Below are 18,048 nucleotides of genomic sequence, written 5' to 3'. Positions count from 1 at the left end.
GACTCACAGCCCGGAGTCGGCGGTCCTCACCAGGATCCGGTCGCACTCCTCGCAGCGAAGCACCTCGTCCTCGGGGGCCGATGCAAAGCGGCGCAGGTCGGCGGCGTTGATGGTGATCCCGCAGGACTCGCACACCCCGCGGTGCAACCGGCCGGCCCCCTGGCCAGTCCTGGTCCGCAGCGTCTCGTAGAGCTTGAGCAGATCGGCCGGGACCCCGGCAGCCTGGGCCCGGCGCTGCTCGCCGAGCTGGGCGAGCTCATGGTCGATCTGGGCGAACTGGTCATCCCGGGACCTCAGGACGCCACGGATGTGGTCGTCGAGGGCCAGCCGCAGGTGGTCGGCGTCCTGATGGGCCTTCTGAGCATCCTCGAGGCGCTGCATCGCCTCCAGCTCGGTGTCCTCCAGCTCGGAGATCCGGTGCTTGAGGTGCTCGATCTCCTCGGTGAGACTCACCAGTGCCTTGTGGTCGGACAGCAGCCCGTCGTCGACCGTCCTCTGGTTGCGCTCCAGGCGGGCCCTGGCCGGCTCGAGGTCGTGCTCGACCTGGGCCTCCTCCTCCTGGGCATCGGACACCTCGGTGGCCAGCCTGACGACCTCCTCGGCCATCTCGCGGCGCTTTCCGGCCAGCTCCGCCAGCTCGGCGAGCTCGGGCAGTGTCTTTCGACGGTGCGCGGCCCGGGCCAGTTGGCGATCGGTCTCGGCGACGTCGAGCAGTCGCCATTGCTCCTGCGGTGCAGCTTTCACAGGACTCGGGCCTCCTCGGAAACGGGTGGTGACGGCGTCGCCACCCTTGAACCTGTCCGGCTCAGCCTAGTCGCTCGGCCCGCTGTCACGATGGTGATGGCGTTCCACCCGAGTCGCCTGCCAGCTGGTTCGGCACCGGCAATGGCACCGCGCACTCGTGTCGGGAAATATCGCCGGGCAGTCTCTCGACGATGTATTGCCCGGTAGTCACGGCGTCGCTCGGGAATCTCGGGGGTCGCACTCACCGCATTGTTACAACCAAATCACAGCCACGGACAGTGCCGTCAGTCACGCACCAGAACAATTACTCTCCTGCCAACGGGCCGGCATCAGAATTCGACCCCGCCACCGTCACGGAGCCCTCCGGGACGGAGCCGAGGGAAGGACATCCCTGTGTCAGCGACACCCACCACCCCGCCGGTCGTCGGAAGCACCGGACCCGGGGATCCCGCGAGCGCCTCGCACAACCTTCGACCGCAGCTCCAACTCCACTCGGTGTTGGCCTTCGGACTGGCCTACCTGGCGCCGATCATCGTGCTCGGCACCTTCGGCGTCATCTCCGACAAGTCGCACGGCGGAACAGCCGGCTCCTATCTCATCGCCCTGGTCGCCATGCTCCTCACCGCAGCGAGCTACGGCCGGCTGGCCCGGGAGATCCCGATGGCCGGGTCGGCCTATACCTACGTCCGACGGATGGTCAGCAACCATGTCGGTTTCCTGGTGGGTTGGGGTTCCCTGCTCGACTATGTCTTCATCCCGATGGTCATCTGGTTGATCGGCGCCTCCTATCTCAACGCCGCCTTCCCGGCGGTGCCCGGCTGGGCGTGGATTCTCATCTTCATCGTCTCCACCACCGCGCTGAACATCCTCGGCATCAAGGTCGCCGACAAGGCCAACCTGCTGCTGCTGGCAGTCGAGATCCTGGTCATCGCCCTGTTCACCGTGTTCGCGATCTACGCAGTCCTTCACCACGGGCGCAGCCTGATCAGCCTGACACCGTTCACCGGGGCGCCATTCAGCATTCTGGCTCTGTCTGCGGGCGCTGCGACGGCCGCCTACTCATTCCTGGGGTTCGACGCCGTCACCACTCTGACCGAGGAGACGGTCGATGCCCGACGTACCATCCCCAAGGCCATCATGTTGACGGCTCTGGTAGGCGGCGGCATCTTCGTCGTGTCGACGTACTTCACCGAACTCGTGCATCCCCTGGTGCAGGTCGTCGACATCGACTCGGCGGCCTTCGAGATCGCCAAGAGCATCGGCGGAGCGCTGCTGTCGGCGGTCTTCCTGACCGGTCTCATCGTCGGCCAGTTCGCCTCCGGGATCGCCGCCCAGGCCTCCGCCTCCCGCCTGATGTTCGCGATGGGTCGCGACGGCGTCCTGCCGAAGCGGTTCTTCGGCGTGGTGTCCAGGCATACCGGGACTCCCCGCAATGCCATCCTCGTGGTCGCAGCGGTCGGTCTCATCGGTTGCCTGCTCGACGTGAGCACCTCCACGTCGTTCATCAACTTCGGAGCCTTCATCGCCTTCGGGATGGTCAACGTCTCGGCCATCGCGCTGTCTCGCAGACATGCTGCCCAGGGCAAGGGACCCGGACGCCTGGTGGGCTATCTGCTGCCCGGCCTCGGAGTGCTCGTGGTCTTCTACCTGCTCACTCAGCTCGACACCCCTGCCCTGGTGGTGGGAGGCTCATGGCTCGTGATCGGAATCGGTGTGCTCACCTGGCTCACTCGTGGGTTCCACCGTCCCCCGCCCGAGATGGGCGACGCTGCGTGAGTCAGCGCCACGAGCTGATGGCTCTCGGGGTCCAGGGGACCCCCGTTCCGCTCGGGACCCCTCTGGCCGTTTTCGAGAACGCCTGCCGCGATCTCCTGGACCGGCATCCGGGAACCGGGATGCTGGTGTGGCCCGAGCTCCACCTGTTCGCTGACGGGGTCCCGGATCAGGCTCGGGAAGCTCAGCTGCGCGCTGCGGCCCAACCTCTGGACGGGCCTCTTGTCACCGCTCTGGCCGCGATCTCCAGACGCCTCGGTGTCTGGCTGATCCCGGGCAGCGTCTGCGAGAGCGGCCCCGAGGGGGCACTGTTCAACACCGCTGTGGTCCTCTCGCCCGACGGGGACCTCACCGCCAGCTACCGCAAGATCTTCCCCTGGCGGCCCACCGAGCCGTACACGCCGGGAAGCCAGCTGTGCGTCTTCGACATCGAGGGAGTCGGCCGCTTCGGTCTGTGCATCTGCTTCGACTCCTGGTTCCCCGAGATCTCACGGAACCTGGCCTGGATGGGCGCCGAGACGATCATCAATCCGGTGAAGACGACGACCCCGGACCGCCCCCAGGAGATGGTGATCGCTCGGGCCAACTCGATCACCCAGCAGGTCAACTTCCTCACCGTCAATGCCGCTGGTCCGGTCGGCGTTGGTGTCTCGGCCCTGTTCGGCCCCGAGGGCGAGTGGGTCAGTGGGATCGACGACGAGCGCCCCGGCTGCTTCGAGGCCGTGCTGTCCTCGGACCGGGTGCACCGGACTCGACGCGTCGGCACCGCCGGGGTGACCCGACCGTGGGACTTCTTCCGTCCCGGCGACGTCCCGGTGGAACTACCTGCCTACCGGGGAGCGATCGACCCGGCGTCCTGGAACAGAAACTGATTCCTGGACGCCGGGCCGGTGCCGTGCTGCCGGTCAGTCGGAGGCGGCGGCCACGAACAGGTCGAGGGCCTCGTCGAGCAGGTCGGCCGGAATCGTGAGAGAGGGCAGGAACCTCACGCAGTTCCCATAGATCCCGCAGGTGAGCACGATGACGCCCTGGTGAAGCAGCCGCGAGGCCACCCGGCCGGCGAAGGCCGCGTCGGGCTCCTTGCTGCCGGGCCTGACGAACTCGACGGCCATCATGGCTCCGCGTCCACGCAGTTCGCCGATCGGCCCCGATCCCACCAGCGGGCCGATCTTGCGGCGAATCGCGGACTCGATGGCGCGCGCGCGAGCGGGCAGATCCCACTCCTTCATCGTCTCGATGGCACCGAGGCTGGCCGCACATGACACCGGATTGCCGCCGTAGGTCCCGCCCAGGCCACCGGCCTGAGCGGTGTCCATGATCTCAGCCCGGCCTGTCACGGCCGCCAGCGGAAGACCTCCGCCGAGCGCTTTGGCAGTGGTGATGAGGTCGGGCTCCAGGCCCTCGTACTCGGAGGCGAACCACTTGCCGGAGCGGCAGAAACCGCACTGGATCTCGTCCAGGATGAAGACGATTCCGTGCTCACGGCACCAGGCCTGCAGAGTGGGGAGGTAACCGTCCGCCGGGACGATGAACCCTCCCTCGCCCTGGATCGGCTCGTGCAGCAGACATGCGAGATGATCGGCGCCGACCGTCGTCTCCAGGTAGTCGATGGCGCGACGGGCGGCCTGCTCCCCGGTGATGGGCTCGGGTTCGCGGAACGGATTGCTGCTCGGGAAGTGGTAGATCTCGGGGGCGAAGGGCCCGAATCCGACCTTGTACGGCATGGCCTTGGTGGTGAGCGCCATGGTGAGGTTCGTACGTCCATGGAAGGCGTTCTCAGCGACCGCCACAGCGGCCCGGCCGGTCGCGTGACGAGCGATCTTGATGGCATTCTCGACCGCCTCGGCACCCGAGTTCACCAGGACTGTCTTCTTGGCGAAGCTGCCGGGAGTGAGCTCGGCCAGCTGTTCACAGACCGACACATACCCCTCGTAGGGAGTGGTGGCGAAGCTCGAGTGGGTGAACCGGGCCACAGCCTCCTGGACGTTGTGCACCACGTGCGGGGCCGCGGCCCCGACGCTGGTCACGGCGATGCCCGCGCCCAGATCGATGACCGAGTTACCGTCGGCGTCGACGAGGACGCCGCCATCGGCCTGCGCGACGTAGAACGGGGACGATGACGCGACACCTCTGGCGACCACGGCATCGCGGCGGGCCGCGAGCTCCTTGGACCGGGGGCCGGGGAGCGCGGTGACGAGCCGACGTTCCTGGGCGAGGTGATAGATCGGATCGGCCATGAAAAGAACTTCCTCTGCCATCGAACGATGGGTGTCGGACTCGACACTCCTCTTCGAATAATCGCACGACTCGCACTCTCCTGCGGAAGGACGTCAGCCTATGAAACACCACCTCGAAATGTGATACTTCTCACATTCTGCGAGTGGTTCATTGCGGGACCGCGCCTAGAATCGGAGGGGGTGGCCAACCGGTTGTCCCCAACATTCCTACCCTGAGGCGGGCACACATGACAGAGGTCCAGTCGACGACGAGCACGCCAGGAACCACCAGCCGCGAATCTCAGGCCGAGCTGACGGCGGCCGAGGAGCAGAAGCTCCCCAAGCGCCAGACGCCGTTCTCCCGGGCCTTCGTGGAGTTCATCCCGACCGGCTGGGCCCCCTACGACTCCACCCTCCCGCAGCAGCTGGACTCGGTGCCCTCGGCCACCGCTCATCGTGCCGCCCTGGCGGCCCGGTTCCCCGGCGAGCGACTGGTGATCCCGGCCGGCACCCTGGTGCCCCGCAACAACGACTGCGACTATCCCTTCCGGCCCAACAGCGCCTTCGCCTACTACTCGGGGCTGGGCACCGACCGGGAGCCCAATGCCGTGCTGGTCATCGACGACTCCGCCCAGCTGCGCGACGTCCTCTACTTCAAGCCGCGAGCTCCCCGCACCGATCGGGAGTTCTACGCCGACCCGAGTTATGGCGAGATGTGGGTCGGCAAGCGCGAGTCGCTCGAGGAGATGACGGCGATGACCGGACTGGTGTGCCGCGACATATCGCGCCTCCAGGAGGCCATCTCGGAGGCCGGGCCGCAGGTCCGGGTCATCCGTGATGCCGATCCCGGCGTCACCGAGACCGTCGATTCGCTGCGCTCGGTCGGCACCGAGCAGGCCGACCAGGAGCTCTACGCGGCGAGTTCGGATGCCCGGTTCTGCAAGGACGAGTGGGAGCTGGAGCAGCTGCGCGACGCCTGCCGCAAGTCCAGGACCGGCTTCGAGGCGATGATCGCCGAACTGCCGGACGCCGTGGCGAAGGGCCGCGGGGAGCGCTGGCTGGAGGGAACCTTCGGGCTGCACGCCCGCCACCTGGGGAACAATGTCGGCTACGGCTCGATCTGCGCGGCAGGCGACCACGCCAACACACTGCACTGGATGCGCAACGACGGCGAGGTCCGCCCTGGCGAGTTGGTGCTCATCGACGCCGGTATCGAGGTCGACTCGCTGTACACCGCTGACATCACCCGCACCCTTCCGGTCTCGGGCAGGTTCAGCCCCGCCCAGCGTCGGGTCTACCAGGCTGTGCTGGATGCCCAGGACGCCGCCGCCGCGGTCGCAACCGTCGGCCACGACCACCGCGAGATCCACCAGGCGGCGATCCGGGTGATCTGCGAGTACCTGAACGAGTGGGGCATCCTGCCGGTGCCGGTCGAGGATGCGCTGTCCCCGGAGGGCGGCCAGTTCCGCCGCTGGATGGTGCACGGCACCAGCCACCACCTGGGCCTTGACGTCCACGACTGCTCCGAGGCGGCCCGCCAGGACTACTCGGGGCCGCTGCGCGCGGGGATGACCGTCTCCGATGAGCCCGGCATCTACTTCAAGTCCACTGACCTTCTCGTGCCCGAGGAGTTCCGCGGCATCGGGATACGGATCGAGGACGACATCCACATCACCGACGGGCCCTGCGAGTGGCTGTCGAAGGACTGCCCCCGTCAGATCGATGAGGTCGAGGACTGGATGGCCGAGATCTGGGGCAGAGCCGCCAGGTAATTGGGGGAGGCGCCCGCTGCGTCGGCCGTCGCGGAGCCTACGATTGCTCCACACGTCCGCCGGGCCCCGAGACTCGCTCGCCAGCCTGCGCAGCACAGATGTCTGATTCTCCGAGGAAACCGGTGCCCAGTCCCATCGCCAGCCAGCATGTCCGCACCAGCCGGGCCGATCACGGGCCGGGCACCGGTCAGCTGCACCGCGGCCTGACGCTGGGCAATCTGGTGGTCTACGGGCTGTTGTTCATCGGGCCCACCTCCACGATGGGTACCTTCGGGGTACTGGACGCCCGGAGCCATGGCGCGGTGGCGCTGGTCTACCTGCTCGCGACGGTGGCGGTGGCGTTCACCGCATGGTCCTACGCACGGATGTCCCAGTCGATCCCCCGGGCCGGATCGGTCTTCGCCTATGCCACCGCCGGGTTGGGACGCCGACCGGGTTTCATCGCCGGATGGATGCTCGCCCTGGACTACCTGTTCATGCCGGCGCTGATCTCACTGATCCTGGGGATCGCCGCCAACCGGCTGATCGGAGGGGTCCCGGTGTGGGTCTTCACAGCCGCAGGGATCGTCGTGATGACCCTTCTCAACCTCGCCGGGGTCAAGACCACAGCCACCGTGAGCTTCATCATGCTGGCGGCCGAGATCATCCTGCTGGCGGTCTTCGTGGTCGCCGCCGTGGTGGTGCTGGCCGAGCACGGGCCACAGCGCGGATGGTTGTCGCCGTTGACCGGATCGAACGGGTTCCAGCTCGCCGGGGTGCTCGGCGCAGCCTCCATCGGTGTGCTGTCCTTCCTGGGCTTCGACGCCATTGCCGGCTTCGCCGAGGAGATCACCGGATCCAGCCGCCAGGTCGGTCGGGCCCTGATGGTCTGCCTCAGCCTGGCCTGCGCGCTGTTCGTCATCCAGACCTACCTGGCCGCCCTGCTCTCCCCCACCAGCCCGGACGTGCTCGCCGCACATCCCGAGCAGCAGGGCACCGCCTTCTACCAGATGCTCGACTCCCAGATCGGCACCTGGATGGGCACCGCGGTGACAGCGGTCAAGACGATCGGACCGGTCTTCTCGGCGATGGTGGCCCAGGCCGCGGTGAGCCGCCTGATGTTCGGCATGGCCCGCGGCCGCACCCTGCCCAGGGCGCTGGCGCAGGTCAGCGCACGCACCGGCACTCCCCGCAACGCAGTCATCGTGTCGGCGGTGCTGACCGTGATCATCGCGGTGGCGGCCGCCATCCGCCCCGACGGGCTGGAACTGCTCTCCTCGATGATCACCGTGGGGGCGATGGTGGGCTTCCTGTTCCTGCATGCCGCGGTGATCGGCTACTTCGTGGTCGGGCACCGCACCGAGCACCGTGGGCGCCACATCGCCATCCCGCTGATCGGCGGGCTGATCATCGCCATCGTGCTCAGCCAGGCAGCGCACCTGGCGCTGGTCGTGGGGGCAGCCTGGCTGGCGATCGGCGTCACGATGGTGATCGTCAGGTCCCGCCGCCAGGCCTGAGCGGGCCCGCTCAACCGGCGTCGCGGATGGTGCCGGTCATCACGAGGTTGAGGATCAGCACGGTACCCACGGCGTGAACGACCCCCAGCCAGTCAGTGGCACCGGCCGCCGCGATCACCACTCCGACGGCCAGCACGACCACGATGAGGCCGGCCAGGATCAGGTCCCAGCCGTTGCGTCGACGCCGCAGCCGGGCGATCACCACGGCGATCGTCAGCAGCTCCCCGATCACCATCACGGCCTGCTGTGCGATCCAGGCCGCCAGCGGTCCGTCACCGTTACCCCGCACCAGCAGGGCCCAGCCCATGCACCGTGTCAGCGACCCGCTGCCGGCCACCAGCACCGCGAGGAAGTGGCCCACCACCGCCATGGCGGTCGCTGCCGACCCCAACCGCACCACCGGGCGCCACTGCCAGGCCACGCCGGGACGCCGGGCCACGAAGAAGGCCCACCACATCGCGCCCATCGAGATCAGCGCCGCCAGCAGGTCGACGGCCGCCTCGAAACTGTTGATCCCCCACTTGATGGTCATCATCCCGAACACCCCGGAGGCCAGCGCTCCGGCCAGCGCGACCACCGGCAGCACGACAAGCTTGCGATCCCTGGCGGCGAAGATCACCCCGACGATCACCGAGGCCAGCGCGAACAGCCCGACGGCGCTGGAGATCACCCGGTGCACGAACTCGACCACCGGCTGGGTGTGGGCGCTGGGGGTCAGCCGCCCCAGGTAGCAACCCGGCCAGTTCGGACACGATGCACTGGCATCGGTGGCGCACACCGTCGACCCCAGGGCCAGGGTGACTGTGATGAGCACCGCGGTGATGGCGAACAACACCTGGACCCCGGGCGGCACCGGTGCACCCTGCCCGGCCCCGGACGGCGGAGCCGCCATCCTCGAATCATCATGGAAAGCCGATGTCTGCGCTGGTGCCATGTCTCTTCCTCGCCGACGGTCAGGTCCCTGGCATCCTTGCATCCGCGCCGAGGCGTGAGATCGCCGGGGTCTGCTCAACGCCGGATCCGACCTCGACCGGTGGCGTCCACGGGATCGATCGGCAACGTCCACGGAGAACCGTCCCGCCCAGTCAACCGGCCCGGGCGAGTAGGTTGAGCGGGTGAGCAGGTCGTCGTCAGTCTTCATCTCCCGGTTGCGGGGCCTTCCCGTCCTCGACGCCGCAGGCGATCAGGTCGGCAAGGTCCGTGACGTCGTCATCCAGATGCGCACCGAGGGTCGCGCCCCCCGGGTCCACGGTCTGGTCGTCGAACTGTTCGCCAGACGCAAGATCTTCGTGCCGATGCCCAGGGTTCACGCCATCGACGGCCTCCAGGTGATGATCTCCGGCACCGTCGACACCAGGGTGTTCTCCCGGCGCCAGGCCGAGACCCTGGTCGTCGACGACCTCTTCGACCGCACCTTCAGCCGCGAGGGGTCCCAGGTCAGCATCTTCGACGTCGCGATGAGACCGGTGCGCAGCCATGACTGGGAGATCTCCGAGGTGGCTGTCGTGCCCGCCCGGGGCAATCGGTTCACCTCACTGCGCAAGAAGGCCCTGTCGACGACCATCGTCGACTGGAATGAGGTACCGGCCCTGGTGATGACCAGCAGCCAGTCCACCGAGCGGGCGATCGCCGAGATGCAGGACATGAAGCCGGCCGATGTCGCCCGGGAGCTCCACGACATGACCCCGACCCGGCGCGCGGAGATCGCCAAGGCCCTCGACGACGACCTGCTGGCCGACGCCATCGAGGAGCTGCCCGAGGACGAGCAGGTCTCCCTCATCTCGATCCTGGATCCCGAACGGGCCGCCGACATCCTCGAGGAGATGGATCCCGACGACGCCGCCGACCTGGTCCAGGACCTGCCCGAGCCGTTGGCGGAACGACTACTGGCCCGGATGCGCCCCGAGGACGCCGAGGATGTCCGCAGCCTGCTGGTCTACGACGACTTCACTGCCGGCGCCATGATGACCCCCGAGCCGGTCATCCTGGCTCCCGACGCCACGGTCGCCGACGCCCTCGCCAAGATCCGCGGGGAGGACATCACCCCGGCGCTGGCCTCGATGGTGTTCGTCTGTCGGCCTCCTCTGGACACCCCTTCGGGCCGGTATCTGGGTGTCGTGCACCTCCAGCGGCTGCTGCGCGAACCCCCCTCGACGATGGTCTCGGCACTGCTGGACACCGACCTGGAGCCGATCGCCACCGACACTTTGGTCGGGGCGATCAGCCGCTACTTCGCCACCTACAACCTGGTGGTGGCCCCGGTGATCAACTCCGAGAACCAGCTGGTCGGGGCGGTGACCGTCGATGACCTGCTGGATCATCTACTGCCGGCCGACTGGCGCGGTGACCAGATGGATGGCGCACCGGGGGCGGTGAACCGTGGCTGATCACGAGCGCGACAGGGAGACCCGGGATCGAGACCGCGGGCACTCCCGCGACGATCTGCGTCTGGACCTTCCCGGGCGACGCACCGGACGCCGGATGCCCCGGGTCCAGGTGGACTCGGAGACCTTCGGCAGGTTCGCCGAGGGAGTGGCCCGGTTCATGGGCACCGCGAAATTCCTCGTCTACATGACGGTCATCGTCGTGGTGTGGGTGATCTGGAACCTGATGGCGATCTTCACACTGCGCTGGGACCCCTACCCGTTCATCCTGCTCAACCTGTTCTTCTCCACCCAGGCCTCCTACTCTGCCCCGCTGATCCTGCTGGCCCAGAACCGGCAGGAGGACCGCGACCGGATGTCACTGGCCGAGGACCGCAGGGTGGCCGCCCAGAGCCGCTCGGACATGGACTTCCTGGCCCGTGAGGTGGCTGCCATCCGGATGCAGATGGGCGAACTCGCCACCCGCGACTACATCCGCTCGGAGATGCGCGATGAGTTGCGTGACCAGTTGCGCGAGGAGCTGAAGGCCGCGCTGTCCGATCTCGACGGCCAGGAGGAATCGGCACAGGCCGGCGAGGAGATCACCGCGGAGGGTGCCGGACAGTCCTGACCGCGCTGCGAGCAGGTGTGCGGCACGGACCTGGCAACCGAGTCGGCACTGTTGTCCTGCTCACTGCCAGGGTCGCGCGGTTGCACACCTGTGGCAGTGACTTGCCCAGCACTTTGACCGCCATGTAAACAGAAGATATGAGTACCGAGAATCCCCTGATTCCGCTCATCCGCGAGGCCTTGGCCGGCGTGGTTGACCCGGAGATCAGGCGCCCCATCACCGACCTCAAGATGGTCGATGAGATCACCGTGGACGAGTCGAACCGGGTCTTCATCAGGATCCTCCTCACCGTGGCGGGCTGCCCCCTGAAGACCGAGCTGCGTGAGAACGTCACCAACGCCGCCCAGAGCGTCGAAGGCGTCTCCGGCGTCCACGTCGAGCTGGGAACCATGACCGACGAGCAGCGCGACGCCCTCAAGGTCACCCTGCGCAACGGCGTCCCCGAGCGGGTCATCCCGTTCGCCGAGCCAGGCTGCATGACCAAGGTCATCGCGGTGGCCTCCGGCAAGGGCGGGGTCGGCAAGTCCTCGGTCACCGTGAACCTGGCCCTGGCACTGGCGGCCCGCGGACGCACCGTGGGACTGCTGGACGCCGACATCTACGGTCACTCGGTCCCCGACATGCTCGGCGTCGGCGACGCCCGGCCCACCCCGATCGACGATCTGCTGCTGCCGGTGCCGACCCTGGGCATCAAGACCATCAGCGTGGGCATGCTCAAACCGAACCGCTCCGACGTCATCGCCTGGCGCGGGCCCATCCTGGACCGGGCTCTCACCCAGCTGTTGGCCGACGTCCACTGGGGAGATCTGGACTACCTGCTGATCGACCTGCCGCCGGGCACCGGTGACATCGCGATGAGCCTGGGGCAGAAGCTCCCCAATGCCGACATCCTGGTCGTCACCACACCCCAGCCGGCTGCCTCCGAGGTGGCCGAGCGGGCCGGCACGATGGCCGGCATCATGCAGCAGCAGGTGATCGGCGTGGTCGAGAACATGTCCTGGCTGGAGACCGAGTGCCCGCACTGCGGCACCTCCCACCGGGTGAACCTGTTCGGTGAGGGCGGCGGTCGGATGGTCGCCAACGAGCTGTCGAAGCGGCTGGGCACCGAGGTGCCTCTGCTGGCCCAGGTGCCGATCGACGAGCAACTGCGGATCGGCGGCGACGACGGCGACCCGATCGTCGTCTCCCATCCGGAGTCGGTTGCCGCGCAGGCCCTGGTGGGACTGGCCGAGGGACTCGACTCGCGTCCTCGCGGGCTGGCCGGAATGCATCTGGGAGTGACACCGGTCGCCAACTGATCCTGCTGCTCCAGTGGGTCTGAGGGCCTGTCGGCCCGCACGCCATGGGGATCACGATCCGACCCCGCCACCATCGTGGGTGACGGGGTCGGATCAGGCTGTGCCGAAGCGAACCGGATGGGCGCCCCGCAGCAGACCCGGTCTCAGGTGGCCTCGGAGTCGAAGGGCACCGGGATCGACCCGAAGGCCGCCGTCGCAGGCTCAGCTGCCTGGTCGGGGGCCGAGGCGGATCCGTCCGACTGTCCGCCGGTGGCCGACTTCAGATCATTGAGCCCGGCGTCCAGATCATTGCGGACCCCCTCGATGTCGGATTTGATGCCGTCGATGTCATCCTGGAACTCGTTGATGACGTACTTCGACACGAACGTCCGCGGGTTGAGATCGGTGATCTGCAGGTCGGCGTACTTGGGGCCCAGGTCCTCCCGCAACTGGTCGCGAGTGGTGTTGGCGATGTCCTTGAGGAAGTGCAGGACGCGGGCGGCCTTGCGCGCTATCTGGGGGATCTTGTCCGGTCCGAACATGACGACACCGATGAGGATCAGAACAGCGATCTCTGTCGGACTGGGCATGGACATACCCCACAGATTAGCCCGTCCGCCCAGACTCCCCCTCATCCCGGCCCATCGTGGATACTCGGGGGCCCGCCGGATGTCAGAGCTCGACGGTGTCCAGCAGCCGACCGAAGGCCTCCGCCTGTTCAGGGGTCGCCGGGGCCTGTGGCGGGCGGACCGATCCGACCGGGAAGCCCTGGTGGGCGAGCCCGGCCTTGACCATCACGACCCCCTGGGCTGCGAAGACCCCGGTCAGCACCGGCAGGATCTGTCGGTAGACGGCCATCCCCTCCTCGAGCTCCCCGGCCAGATAGTGGTCGAGGAGCTGGCGCATTCGCCGTCCGGTGAAATGAGTGGAGGTCCCGATCACCCCGACGCCGCCGACGGCCAGCAGTGCCGGGGTGATGGCGTCATCGCCTGAGTAATAGGCCAGATCTGTGGCCGCGATCACCTGGGCGGACTCGACCACCTTGCCCTTGGCGTCCTTGACAGCGACGATCCTGGGATGTTCCGACAGCGTCATGAAGGTCTCGGGGGAGATGGCGGTCCCGGTGCGACCCGGGATGTCGTAGAGCATCACCGGAAGCCCGGTGGCGTCGGCGACCGTGGTGAAGTGGCCGATCAACCCGGCCTGTGAGGGCTTGGAGTAGTACGGGGTCACGACCAGCAACCCGTCGGCGCCGGCCTGCTCGGCCTGACGGGCCAGCTCCACGGTGTGCCGGGTGTCATTGGTGCCGACCCCTGCGACCACCTGCGCACGATCCCCGACTGCGTGCTTGACGGTACGCACCAGCGCCGACTTCTCCTGGTCGGAGGTGGTCGGTGATTCTCCGGTGGTGCCGTTGACCAACAGCGAGTCATTGCCCTGGTCATCCACCAGACGCGCCGCCAGCTGGCCGGCCCGGTCGAGATCCACCTCCCCGTCTGCTGTCATCGGTGTGACCATGGCCGTCAGAAGACGGCCAAAGACGGGATCGGACATGACCTGCCTCCTCGGTGCCGGCGGATCGTCTGGATCGGTCCGCCGATTGACTGCCCTGGGTCTGATCGGACCGAGGTCCGATCGAACTTGGGTCTTAACGTACTGGGGTCTGTGCGGGATGGGGTCCTCGTATTGAGCCCCATCGTCCCGGCGCCCATCGTAACGGGGCCGCTTACGACTACGCTGGGGCGCGTGAGCCAAGCACGCAGGACCGCAGCAGGACCGGACGCCAGATCGTGGCAGTACGCCGAGGGCTTCGTGGCCGCCTCGGAGTCGGTCACCGAGGCACATCACGCGGCACTGGACTCAGGTCTGGCGCCGGTCGGCAACGGCACCTCGACCTTCCTCACCTTCCTGACCAGGGCGATCGACGCCCGTGCAGTCGTGGAGATCGGCACCGACGCCGGTGTCACCGGACTGTCCCTGCTGGAGGGGATGGCCGGCAACGGCGTGCTCACCAGCATCGACGTGGAGGCCGACAGACAGGACGCCGCCCGACGGGTCTTCCAGCGCGCCGGGATCCGCACCAACCGGTTCAGGTTGATCGCCGGGACTCCGCTGGCCGTGCTGCCGAAACTGCGCGATGGGGCCTACGACCTGGTCCTGGTCAACGGGGACCGTCTCGAGTATGTCGAGTACGTCTCCCAGGCGCTGCGGCTGCTGCGGCACGGCGGGGTGGTCGTCGTCAACGACGCGCTGGCCGGCCGGGCGGTGGCCGATCCGGACAATGAGGAGGACGCCACCCTCATCATCCGTGAGGCCTTGGACTTCGTCTCGGAGTCCGAGGAGCTGCTGCCGGTCCTCCTGCCGGTCGGGCGGGGACTGATGCTGGCGGTCAAGTCCTGAGGGTGCCGGGCTGACCACTGGCTGAGCACAGACCTAGCAGGGAGAATCCCCCTGTCACCGGGTACTGTGAACCGCGGCGCGTGTGAACCCGCGGGCTCAGCCAGCTGAAGGAGTAGCCAGACAGATGTCCAGCAACGGAGTCGATGCTCCTGAGAAGTGGCGCCGCGGAACATCGATCGAGATGATCGTCTCGGGGATGATAGGACTGTTCGCCTCCTTCGTGCTCTCTGTCGAGGCCTGGCGGCTGGCGAAGAACCCCAACCAGATCTTCACCTGCGACGTCAACTCGGTGCTGTCCTGCTCGACGGTCGCGCTGACCTGGCAGGCCCGGGTGCTGGGCTTCCCCAACGCCTTCCTCGGCATCATGTTCGAGTCGGTGGTGCTGGCGATCTCGGTGGCGACCCTGGCAGGGGTGAGGTTCCCCCGCTGGTACATGCTGTGCGTCGAGGGGGTCTACTGCATCGCCCTGCTGTTCGCCTGGTGGCTGTTCCTCCAGTCCTTCTTCTTCATCAAGGCGCTGTGCCCCTGGTGCCTGACGATCACCATCACCACCACCCTGGTGTGGGCCGGTCTGACCCGGATCAACATCCATGACGGGGTGATCAGGACCAGCAAGGGCGTGCGCGAGTTCGTCGACTACAACACCGACTGGTGGGTCACCGGACTGCTGATCCTCATCATCCTGGCGATGGTCGCCATCGAGCTGATCCCCAGCCTGCTCTGAGGCCCGCGAGGCGGCCCCCCCACCACGCTGGGAGCCGCCGCCACGAGGGGGTACAGGGGGAGTCGTCTCCCCCGCCTGATGTATCAGTACGGAACGGTCACGCCCTTGCCGACCACGGTGATGCCGGCCGGTGATACGGTGAACCCGCGGGCCCTGTCGTGCTCGTGGTCGACGCCGACCTGAGCACCATCGGGAACCACCACGTTCTTGTCGAGGATCGCGCGGTGGACGGTGGCATTCGATCCGATGCTGACGTTGTTCATCAGGATCGACTCGTCGACCCGGGCCCACCTCTCGATGCGGGTGCGCGGGCCCAGCACTGTCCGGTAGATGTCGGTGCCCGAGATGATGCAGCCGGCCGAGACCAGGCTGTCATCACAGGATCCGCGCATCACGAACTTCGCACCGGGGGCCTGCACCTGGCTGGTCCAGATCGGCCATTCTGTGTTGTACAGATTGAACTCCGGATCCACCGAGACCAGATCCATGTGCGCCTCGTGGTAGGCATCGATGGTGCCGACGTCACGCCAGTAGTCGGCGTCCTTCTCGGTGGCACCGGGGACATGACTGTCCTTGAAGTCGTAGACCCGCGCATCGCCGGCATTGACGAACCTCGGGATGATGTCGCCGCCCATGTCGTGACGGGAATCGGGGTCATTGGAGTCGTCGTAGATGGCCTGCACCAGGGAGTCCCGGGTGAAGATGTAGTTGCCCATTGACGCGAAGGACTCGTCGGGGGCGTCCGGCAGACCGGGCGGATCAGCCGGCTTCTCGAGGAATTCCTTGATCTTGTGGTCCTCGCCGGCGTCAATGATTCCGAATGCAGAAGCGTCCTTGCGTGGCACCCGAATTCCTGCGACCGTGCAGCCCAGTCCGGAGTCGATGTGGGCATCCAGCATCTGACCGACGTCCATCCGGTAGATATTGTCGGCGCCGAAGACCACGACGTAGTCCGGGTCCTCGTCATTGATGAGGTTCATCGACTGGAAAATGGCATCGGCGCTGCCCTGGAACCAGCGTGGCCCCAATCGCTGCTGGGCGGGCACCGGGGTCACGTAGTTGCCGAGCATGGTGCTCATCCGCCATGCGATGGAGATGTGCCGGTCCAGGGAGTGCGACTTGTACTGCGTCAGCACCGCGGTCCTGGTGAGGTCGGAGTTCGCGAGGTTACTCAGCACGAAGTCGATCAGCCGATAAGTGCCTCCGAACGGGACAGCCGGCTTGGCGCGGTCCATGGTGAGGGGCATGAGGCGCTTGCCCTCACCCCCCGCCAGGACAATAGAGAGCACCTTCGGTCGCGACATTGCCATAGGAGGAACTTATTCCCAGAAGCCGCCGTTGACAACCGGGTACGGCGAAATGTTGGCAACCGTTCACAAAGTGCCCGGAGTCCCCACGCACGACGGGCTCATGTGGGACGATCTGGTCATGTATGTGTCCATCCTGACCCGTGAGTACCCACCGACGATCTACGGCGGAGCAGGCGTCCACGTCGCTCAGCTGGTCCCCCAGTTGCGTGCCTTCGTCGATGTCGACGTCCAGTGCATGGGAGAGCCGCGCGAGGGGGCCACCGCCCATCCTGAGAGCTTTCCCGAGGGCGCGAATCCGGCCCTGCGGGTGTTCGGCGCCGACCTGTCGATGACGGCCGCCGTCCCCGAGAATGTCGACCTGGTGCACTCCCACACCTGGTACGCCAACCTGGCCGGTCTGCTGAGCAGCGTCTACCACGACATCCCGCACGTCATCAGCGCCCACTCCCTGGAGCCCGACCGGCCCTGGAAGGCCGAGCAGCTCGGCGGCGGCTACCGGCTCTCCTCCTGGGCCGAGAGGACCGCCTATGACGCCGCGGATGCCATCATCGCCGTCAGCTCGGGAATGCGCCGCGATGTGCTGGCCGCCTACCCGGAACTCGACCCTGACAAGGTCCATGTCGTCCGCAACGGGGTGGACACGACGGAGTTCCACCGGGTCACCGAGACCGATGTGCCCGAGCAGATCGGGATGGATCCGAACAGGCCGTCGGTGGTCTTCGTGGGCCGGATCACCCGTCAGAAAGGCCTGATCCACCTGGTGCGCGCCGCCGCCGATCTGGACCCCGACGTCCAGCTGGTGCTGCTGGCAGGCGCCCCCGACACCCCGGAGATCGCAGCCGAGTTCCATCAGGCCTTCGCCAAGGTACAGAAATCACGCACCGCCCCGGTGATCTGGGTCCAGGAGATGCTGCCGAGGGCCAGCGTCCGACAGGTGCTGTCGGCAGCCACGGTGTTCGCCTGCCCCTCGGTCTACGAGCCACTGGGAATCGTCAACCTCGAGGCGATGGCCTGCGGCGTCCCGGTGGTGGCTTCGCAGGTAGGCGGCATCCCCGAGGTCGTCGTCGACGGTGAGACCGGCTTCCTGGTGCCCGGGGTGCCCACCGACGAGTCGACTCCCGAGGAGGTGGCAGCCTTCGAGCACGCCTTCGCCCAGAGACTCAACGAGGTGATCGCCGACCCGGATCGGGCCCGCGCATTCGGGGAGGCCGGACGCCAGCGCTGCATCGACAACTTCGCCTGGGCCAAGATCGCCGAGCAGACCGTCGAGGTCTACAAGGCTGCGATCGCCAGACACAACGCATAGCGTCCCCGCGCTGGGCACCAGAAACAGAGTCCCGGC

At 67.2% G+C, this 18,048-nt stretch carries 16 protein-coding genes; 10 read left to right on the top strand and 6 right to left on the bottom strand.

What is annotated here, in order from left to right; translation table 11 throughout:
- Positions 1 to 3 precede the first annotated feature (3 nt).
- A complete protein-coding gene (locus G554_RS0112290) occupies positions 4 to 744 on the bottom strand; it encodes a zinc ribbon domain-containing protein (protein WP_027588136.1) in 741 nt (246 codons plus the stop codon).
- Positions 745 to 1,137: 393 nt separating this feature from the next.
- On the opposite strand from G554_RS0112290, the gene G554_RS16195 reads away from it, so the two are divergent.
- The gene (locus tag G554_RS16195; protein ID WP_154654277.1) at positions 1,138 to 2,520 is read left to right on the top strand and encodes an APC family permease; all 1,383 of its coding nucleotides are present in this window, start codon (positions 1,138 to 1,140) and stop codon (positions 2,518 to 2,520) included.
- Complete coding sequence (locus tag G554_RS0112280; protein ID WP_027588135.1) at positions 2,517 to 3,389, top strand: carbon-nitrogen hydrolase family protein; 873 nt, start codon at positions 2,517 to 2,519, stop codon at positions 3,387 to 3,389. Before G554_RS16195 ends, G554_RS0112280 begins: the two co-directional genes overlap by 4 nt.
- A 33-nt stretch (positions 3,390 to 3,422) precedes the next feature.
- On the opposite strand, the gene gabT is transcribed toward G554_RS0112280, so the two are convergent.
- Positions 3,423 to 4,754 carry a 4-aminobutyrate--2-oxoglutarate transaminase gene (gene gabT / locus G554_RS0112275; RefSeq protein WP_027588134.1) on the bottom strand — a complete coding sequence of 444 codons (1,332 nt, stop codon included), beginning with the start codon at positions 4,752 to 4,754 and terminating at the stop codon, positions 3,423 to 3,425.
- Between the two features lie 227 nt (positions 4,755 to 4,981).
- Here gabT and G554_RS0112270 point away from each other — a divergent pair, with 227 nt between their 5' ends.
- Together G554_RS0112270 and G554_RS16190 are read left to right on the top strand one after the other, a co-directional pair.
- Positions 4,982 to 6,505 (top strand): aminopeptidase P family protein, encoded by a 1,524-nt coding sequence (locus G554_RS0112270; protein ID WP_027588133.1) that lies wholly within the window; start codon positions 4,982 to 4,984, stop codon positions 6,503 to 6,505.
- 122 nt (positions 6,506 to 6,627) lie between these two features.
- Positions 6,628 to 8,001, top strand: coding sequence for an APC family permease (locus G554_RS16190; RefSeq protein WP_245570054.1), 1,374 nt, complete (start codon positions 6,628 to 6,630; stop codon positions 7,999 to 8,001).
- 10 nt (positions 8,002 to 8,011) lie between these two features.
- On the opposite strand, the gene G554_RS17420 is transcribed toward G554_RS16190, so the two are convergent.
- The gene (locus G554_RS17420) at positions 8,012 to 8,893 is read right to left on the bottom strand and encodes a COX15/CtaA family protein (protein WP_084648528.1); all 882 of its coding nucleotides are present in this window, start codon (positions 8,891 to 8,893) and stop codon (positions 8,012 to 8,014) included.
- A 223-nt stretch (positions 8,894 to 9,116) separates the two neighbouring features.
- Here G554_RS17420 and G554_RS0112255 point away from each other — a divergent pair, with 223 nt between their 5' ends.
- The 3 genes from G554_RS0112255 to G554_RS0112245 all read left to right on the top strand — a co-directional run bounded on the left by G554_RS0112255 (position 9,117) and on the right by G554_RS0112245 (position 12,293).
- Positions 9,117 to 10,388 carry a magnesium transporter MgtE N-terminal domain-containing protein gene (locus tag G554_RS0112255; RefSeq protein WP_084648527.1) on the top strand — a complete coding sequence of 424 codons (1,272 nt, stop codon included), beginning with the start codon at positions 9,117 to 9,119 and terminating at the stop codon, positions 10,386 to 10,388.
- Positions 10,389 to 10,482: 94 nt separating this feature from the next.
- A complete protein-coding gene (locus G554_RS16180) occupies positions 10,483 to 10,995 on the top strand; it encodes a DUF1003 domain-containing protein (RefSeq protein WP_154654295.1) in 513 nt (170 codons plus the stop codon).
- A gap of 137 nt (positions 10,996 to 11,132) precedes the next feature.
- Positions 11,133 to 12,293 (top strand): Mrp/NBP35 family ATP-binding protein, encoded by a 1,161-nt coding sequence (locus G554_RS0112245; protein WP_027588130.1) that lies wholly within the window; start codon positions 11,133 to 11,135, stop codon positions 12,291 to 12,293.
- A 143-nt stretch (positions 12,294 to 12,436) separates the two neighbouring features.
- Here G554_RS0112245 and G554_RS0112240 read toward each other — a convergent pair whose 3' ends face one another.
- Both G554_RS0112240 and dapA read right to left on the bottom strand, forming a co-directional pair.
- A complete protein-coding gene (locus tag G554_RS0112240; protein ID WP_027588129.1) occupies positions 12,437 to 12,868 on the bottom strand; it encodes a Sec-independent protein translocase subunit TatB in 432 nt (143 codons plus the stop codon).
- A gap of 76 nt (positions 12,869 to 12,944) precedes the next feature.
- Complete coding sequence (gene dapA / locus G554_RS0112235; RefSeq protein ID WP_027588128.1) at positions 12,945 to 13,826, bottom strand: 4-hydroxy-tetrahydrodipicolinate synthase; 882 nt, start codon at positions 13,824 to 13,826, stop codon at positions 12,945 to 12,947.
- A gap of 192 nt (positions 13,827 to 14,018) precedes the next feature.
- Here dapA and G554_RS0112230 point away from each other — a divergent pair, with 192 nt between their 5' ends.
- Positions 14,019 to 14,672: an O-methyltransferase gene (locus G554_RS0112230; protein WP_027588127.1), complete on the top strand. Its 654-nt coding sequence runs from the start codon at positions 14,019 to 14,021 to the stop codon at positions 14,670 to 14,672.
- Between the two features lie 124 nt (positions 14,673 to 14,796).
- Complete coding sequence (locus G554_RS0112225; protein WP_027588126.1) at positions 14,797 to 15,396, top strand: vitamin K epoxide reductase family protein; 600 nt, start codon at positions 14,797 to 14,799, stop codon at positions 15,394 to 15,396.
- Positions 15,397 to 15,479: 83 nt separating this feature from the next.
- On the opposite strand, the gene glgC is transcribed toward G554_RS0112225, so the two are convergent.
- A complete protein-coding gene (gene glgC, locus G554_RS0112220) occupies positions 15,480 to 16,706 on the bottom strand; it encodes a glucose-1-phosphate adenylyltransferase (protein WP_027588125.1) in 1,227 nt (408 codons plus the stop codon).
- A gap of 118 nt (positions 16,707 to 16,824) precedes the next feature.
- Between glgC and glgA the strand changes: the two genes are divergently transcribed.
- The gene (gene glgA, locus G554_RS0112215) at positions 16,825 to 18,012 is read left to right on the top strand and encodes a glycogen synthase (protein ID WP_027588124.1); all 1,188 of its coding nucleotides are present in this window, start codon (positions 16,825 to 16,827) and stop codon (positions 18,010 to 18,012) included.
- The last annotated feature ends 36 nt before the right edge of the window (positions 18,013 to 18,048 follow it).

The sequence above is a fragment of the Acidipropionibacterium thoenii DSM 20276 genome (assembly GCF_000423445.1).
GTDB classification, from domain to species: Bacteria; Actinomycetota; Actinomycetes; order Propionibacteriales; family Propionibacteriaceae; genus Acidipropionibacterium; species Acidipropionibacterium thoenii.
This window is presented reverse-complemented; position numbering and strand designations above follow the sequence as displayed.

Bases quoted from the DNA above. Each gene is read 5' to 3' on its own strand.
- glgC (WP_027588125.1), bottom strand. From the start codon at position 16,706: ATGGCAATGTCGCGACCGAAGGTGCTCTCTATTGTCCTGGCGGGGGGT.
- G554_RS0112245 (WP_027588130.1), top strand. From the start codon at position 11,133: ATGAGTACCGAGAATCCCCTGATTCCGCTCATCCGCGAGGCCTTGGCC.
- G554_RS0112225 (WP_027588126.1), top strand. From the start codon at position 14,797: ATGTCCAGCAACGGAGTCGATGCTCCTGAGAAGTGGCGCCGCGGAACA.
- dapA (WP_027588128.1), bottom strand. From the start codon at position 13,826: ATGTCCGATCCCGTCTTTGGCCGTCTTCTGACGGCCATGGTCACACCG.
- gabT (WP_027588134.1), bottom strand. From the start codon at position 4,754: ATGGCCGATCCGATCTATCACCTCGCCCAGGAACGTCGGCTCGTCACC.
- G554_RS0112270 (WP_027588133.1), top strand. From the start codon at position 4,982: ATGACAGAGGTCCAGTCGACGACGAGCACGCCAGGAACCACCAGCCGC.
- G554_RS0112240 (WP_027588129.1), bottom strand. From the start codon at position 12,868: ATGTCCATGCCCAGTCCGACAGAGATCGCTGTTCTGATCCTCATCGGT.
- glgA (WP_027588124.1), top strand. From the start codon at position 16,825: ATGTATGTGTCCATCCTGACCCGTGAGTACCCACCGACGATCTACGGC.
- G554_RS16180 (WP_154654295.1), top strand. From the start codon at position 10,483: ATGCCCCGGGTCCAGGTGGACTCGGAGACCTTCGGCAGGTTCGCCGAG.
- G554_RS17420 (WP_084648528.1), bottom strand. From the start codon at position 8,893: ATGGCGGCTCCGCCGTCCGGGGCCGGGCAGGGTGCACCGGTGCCGCCC.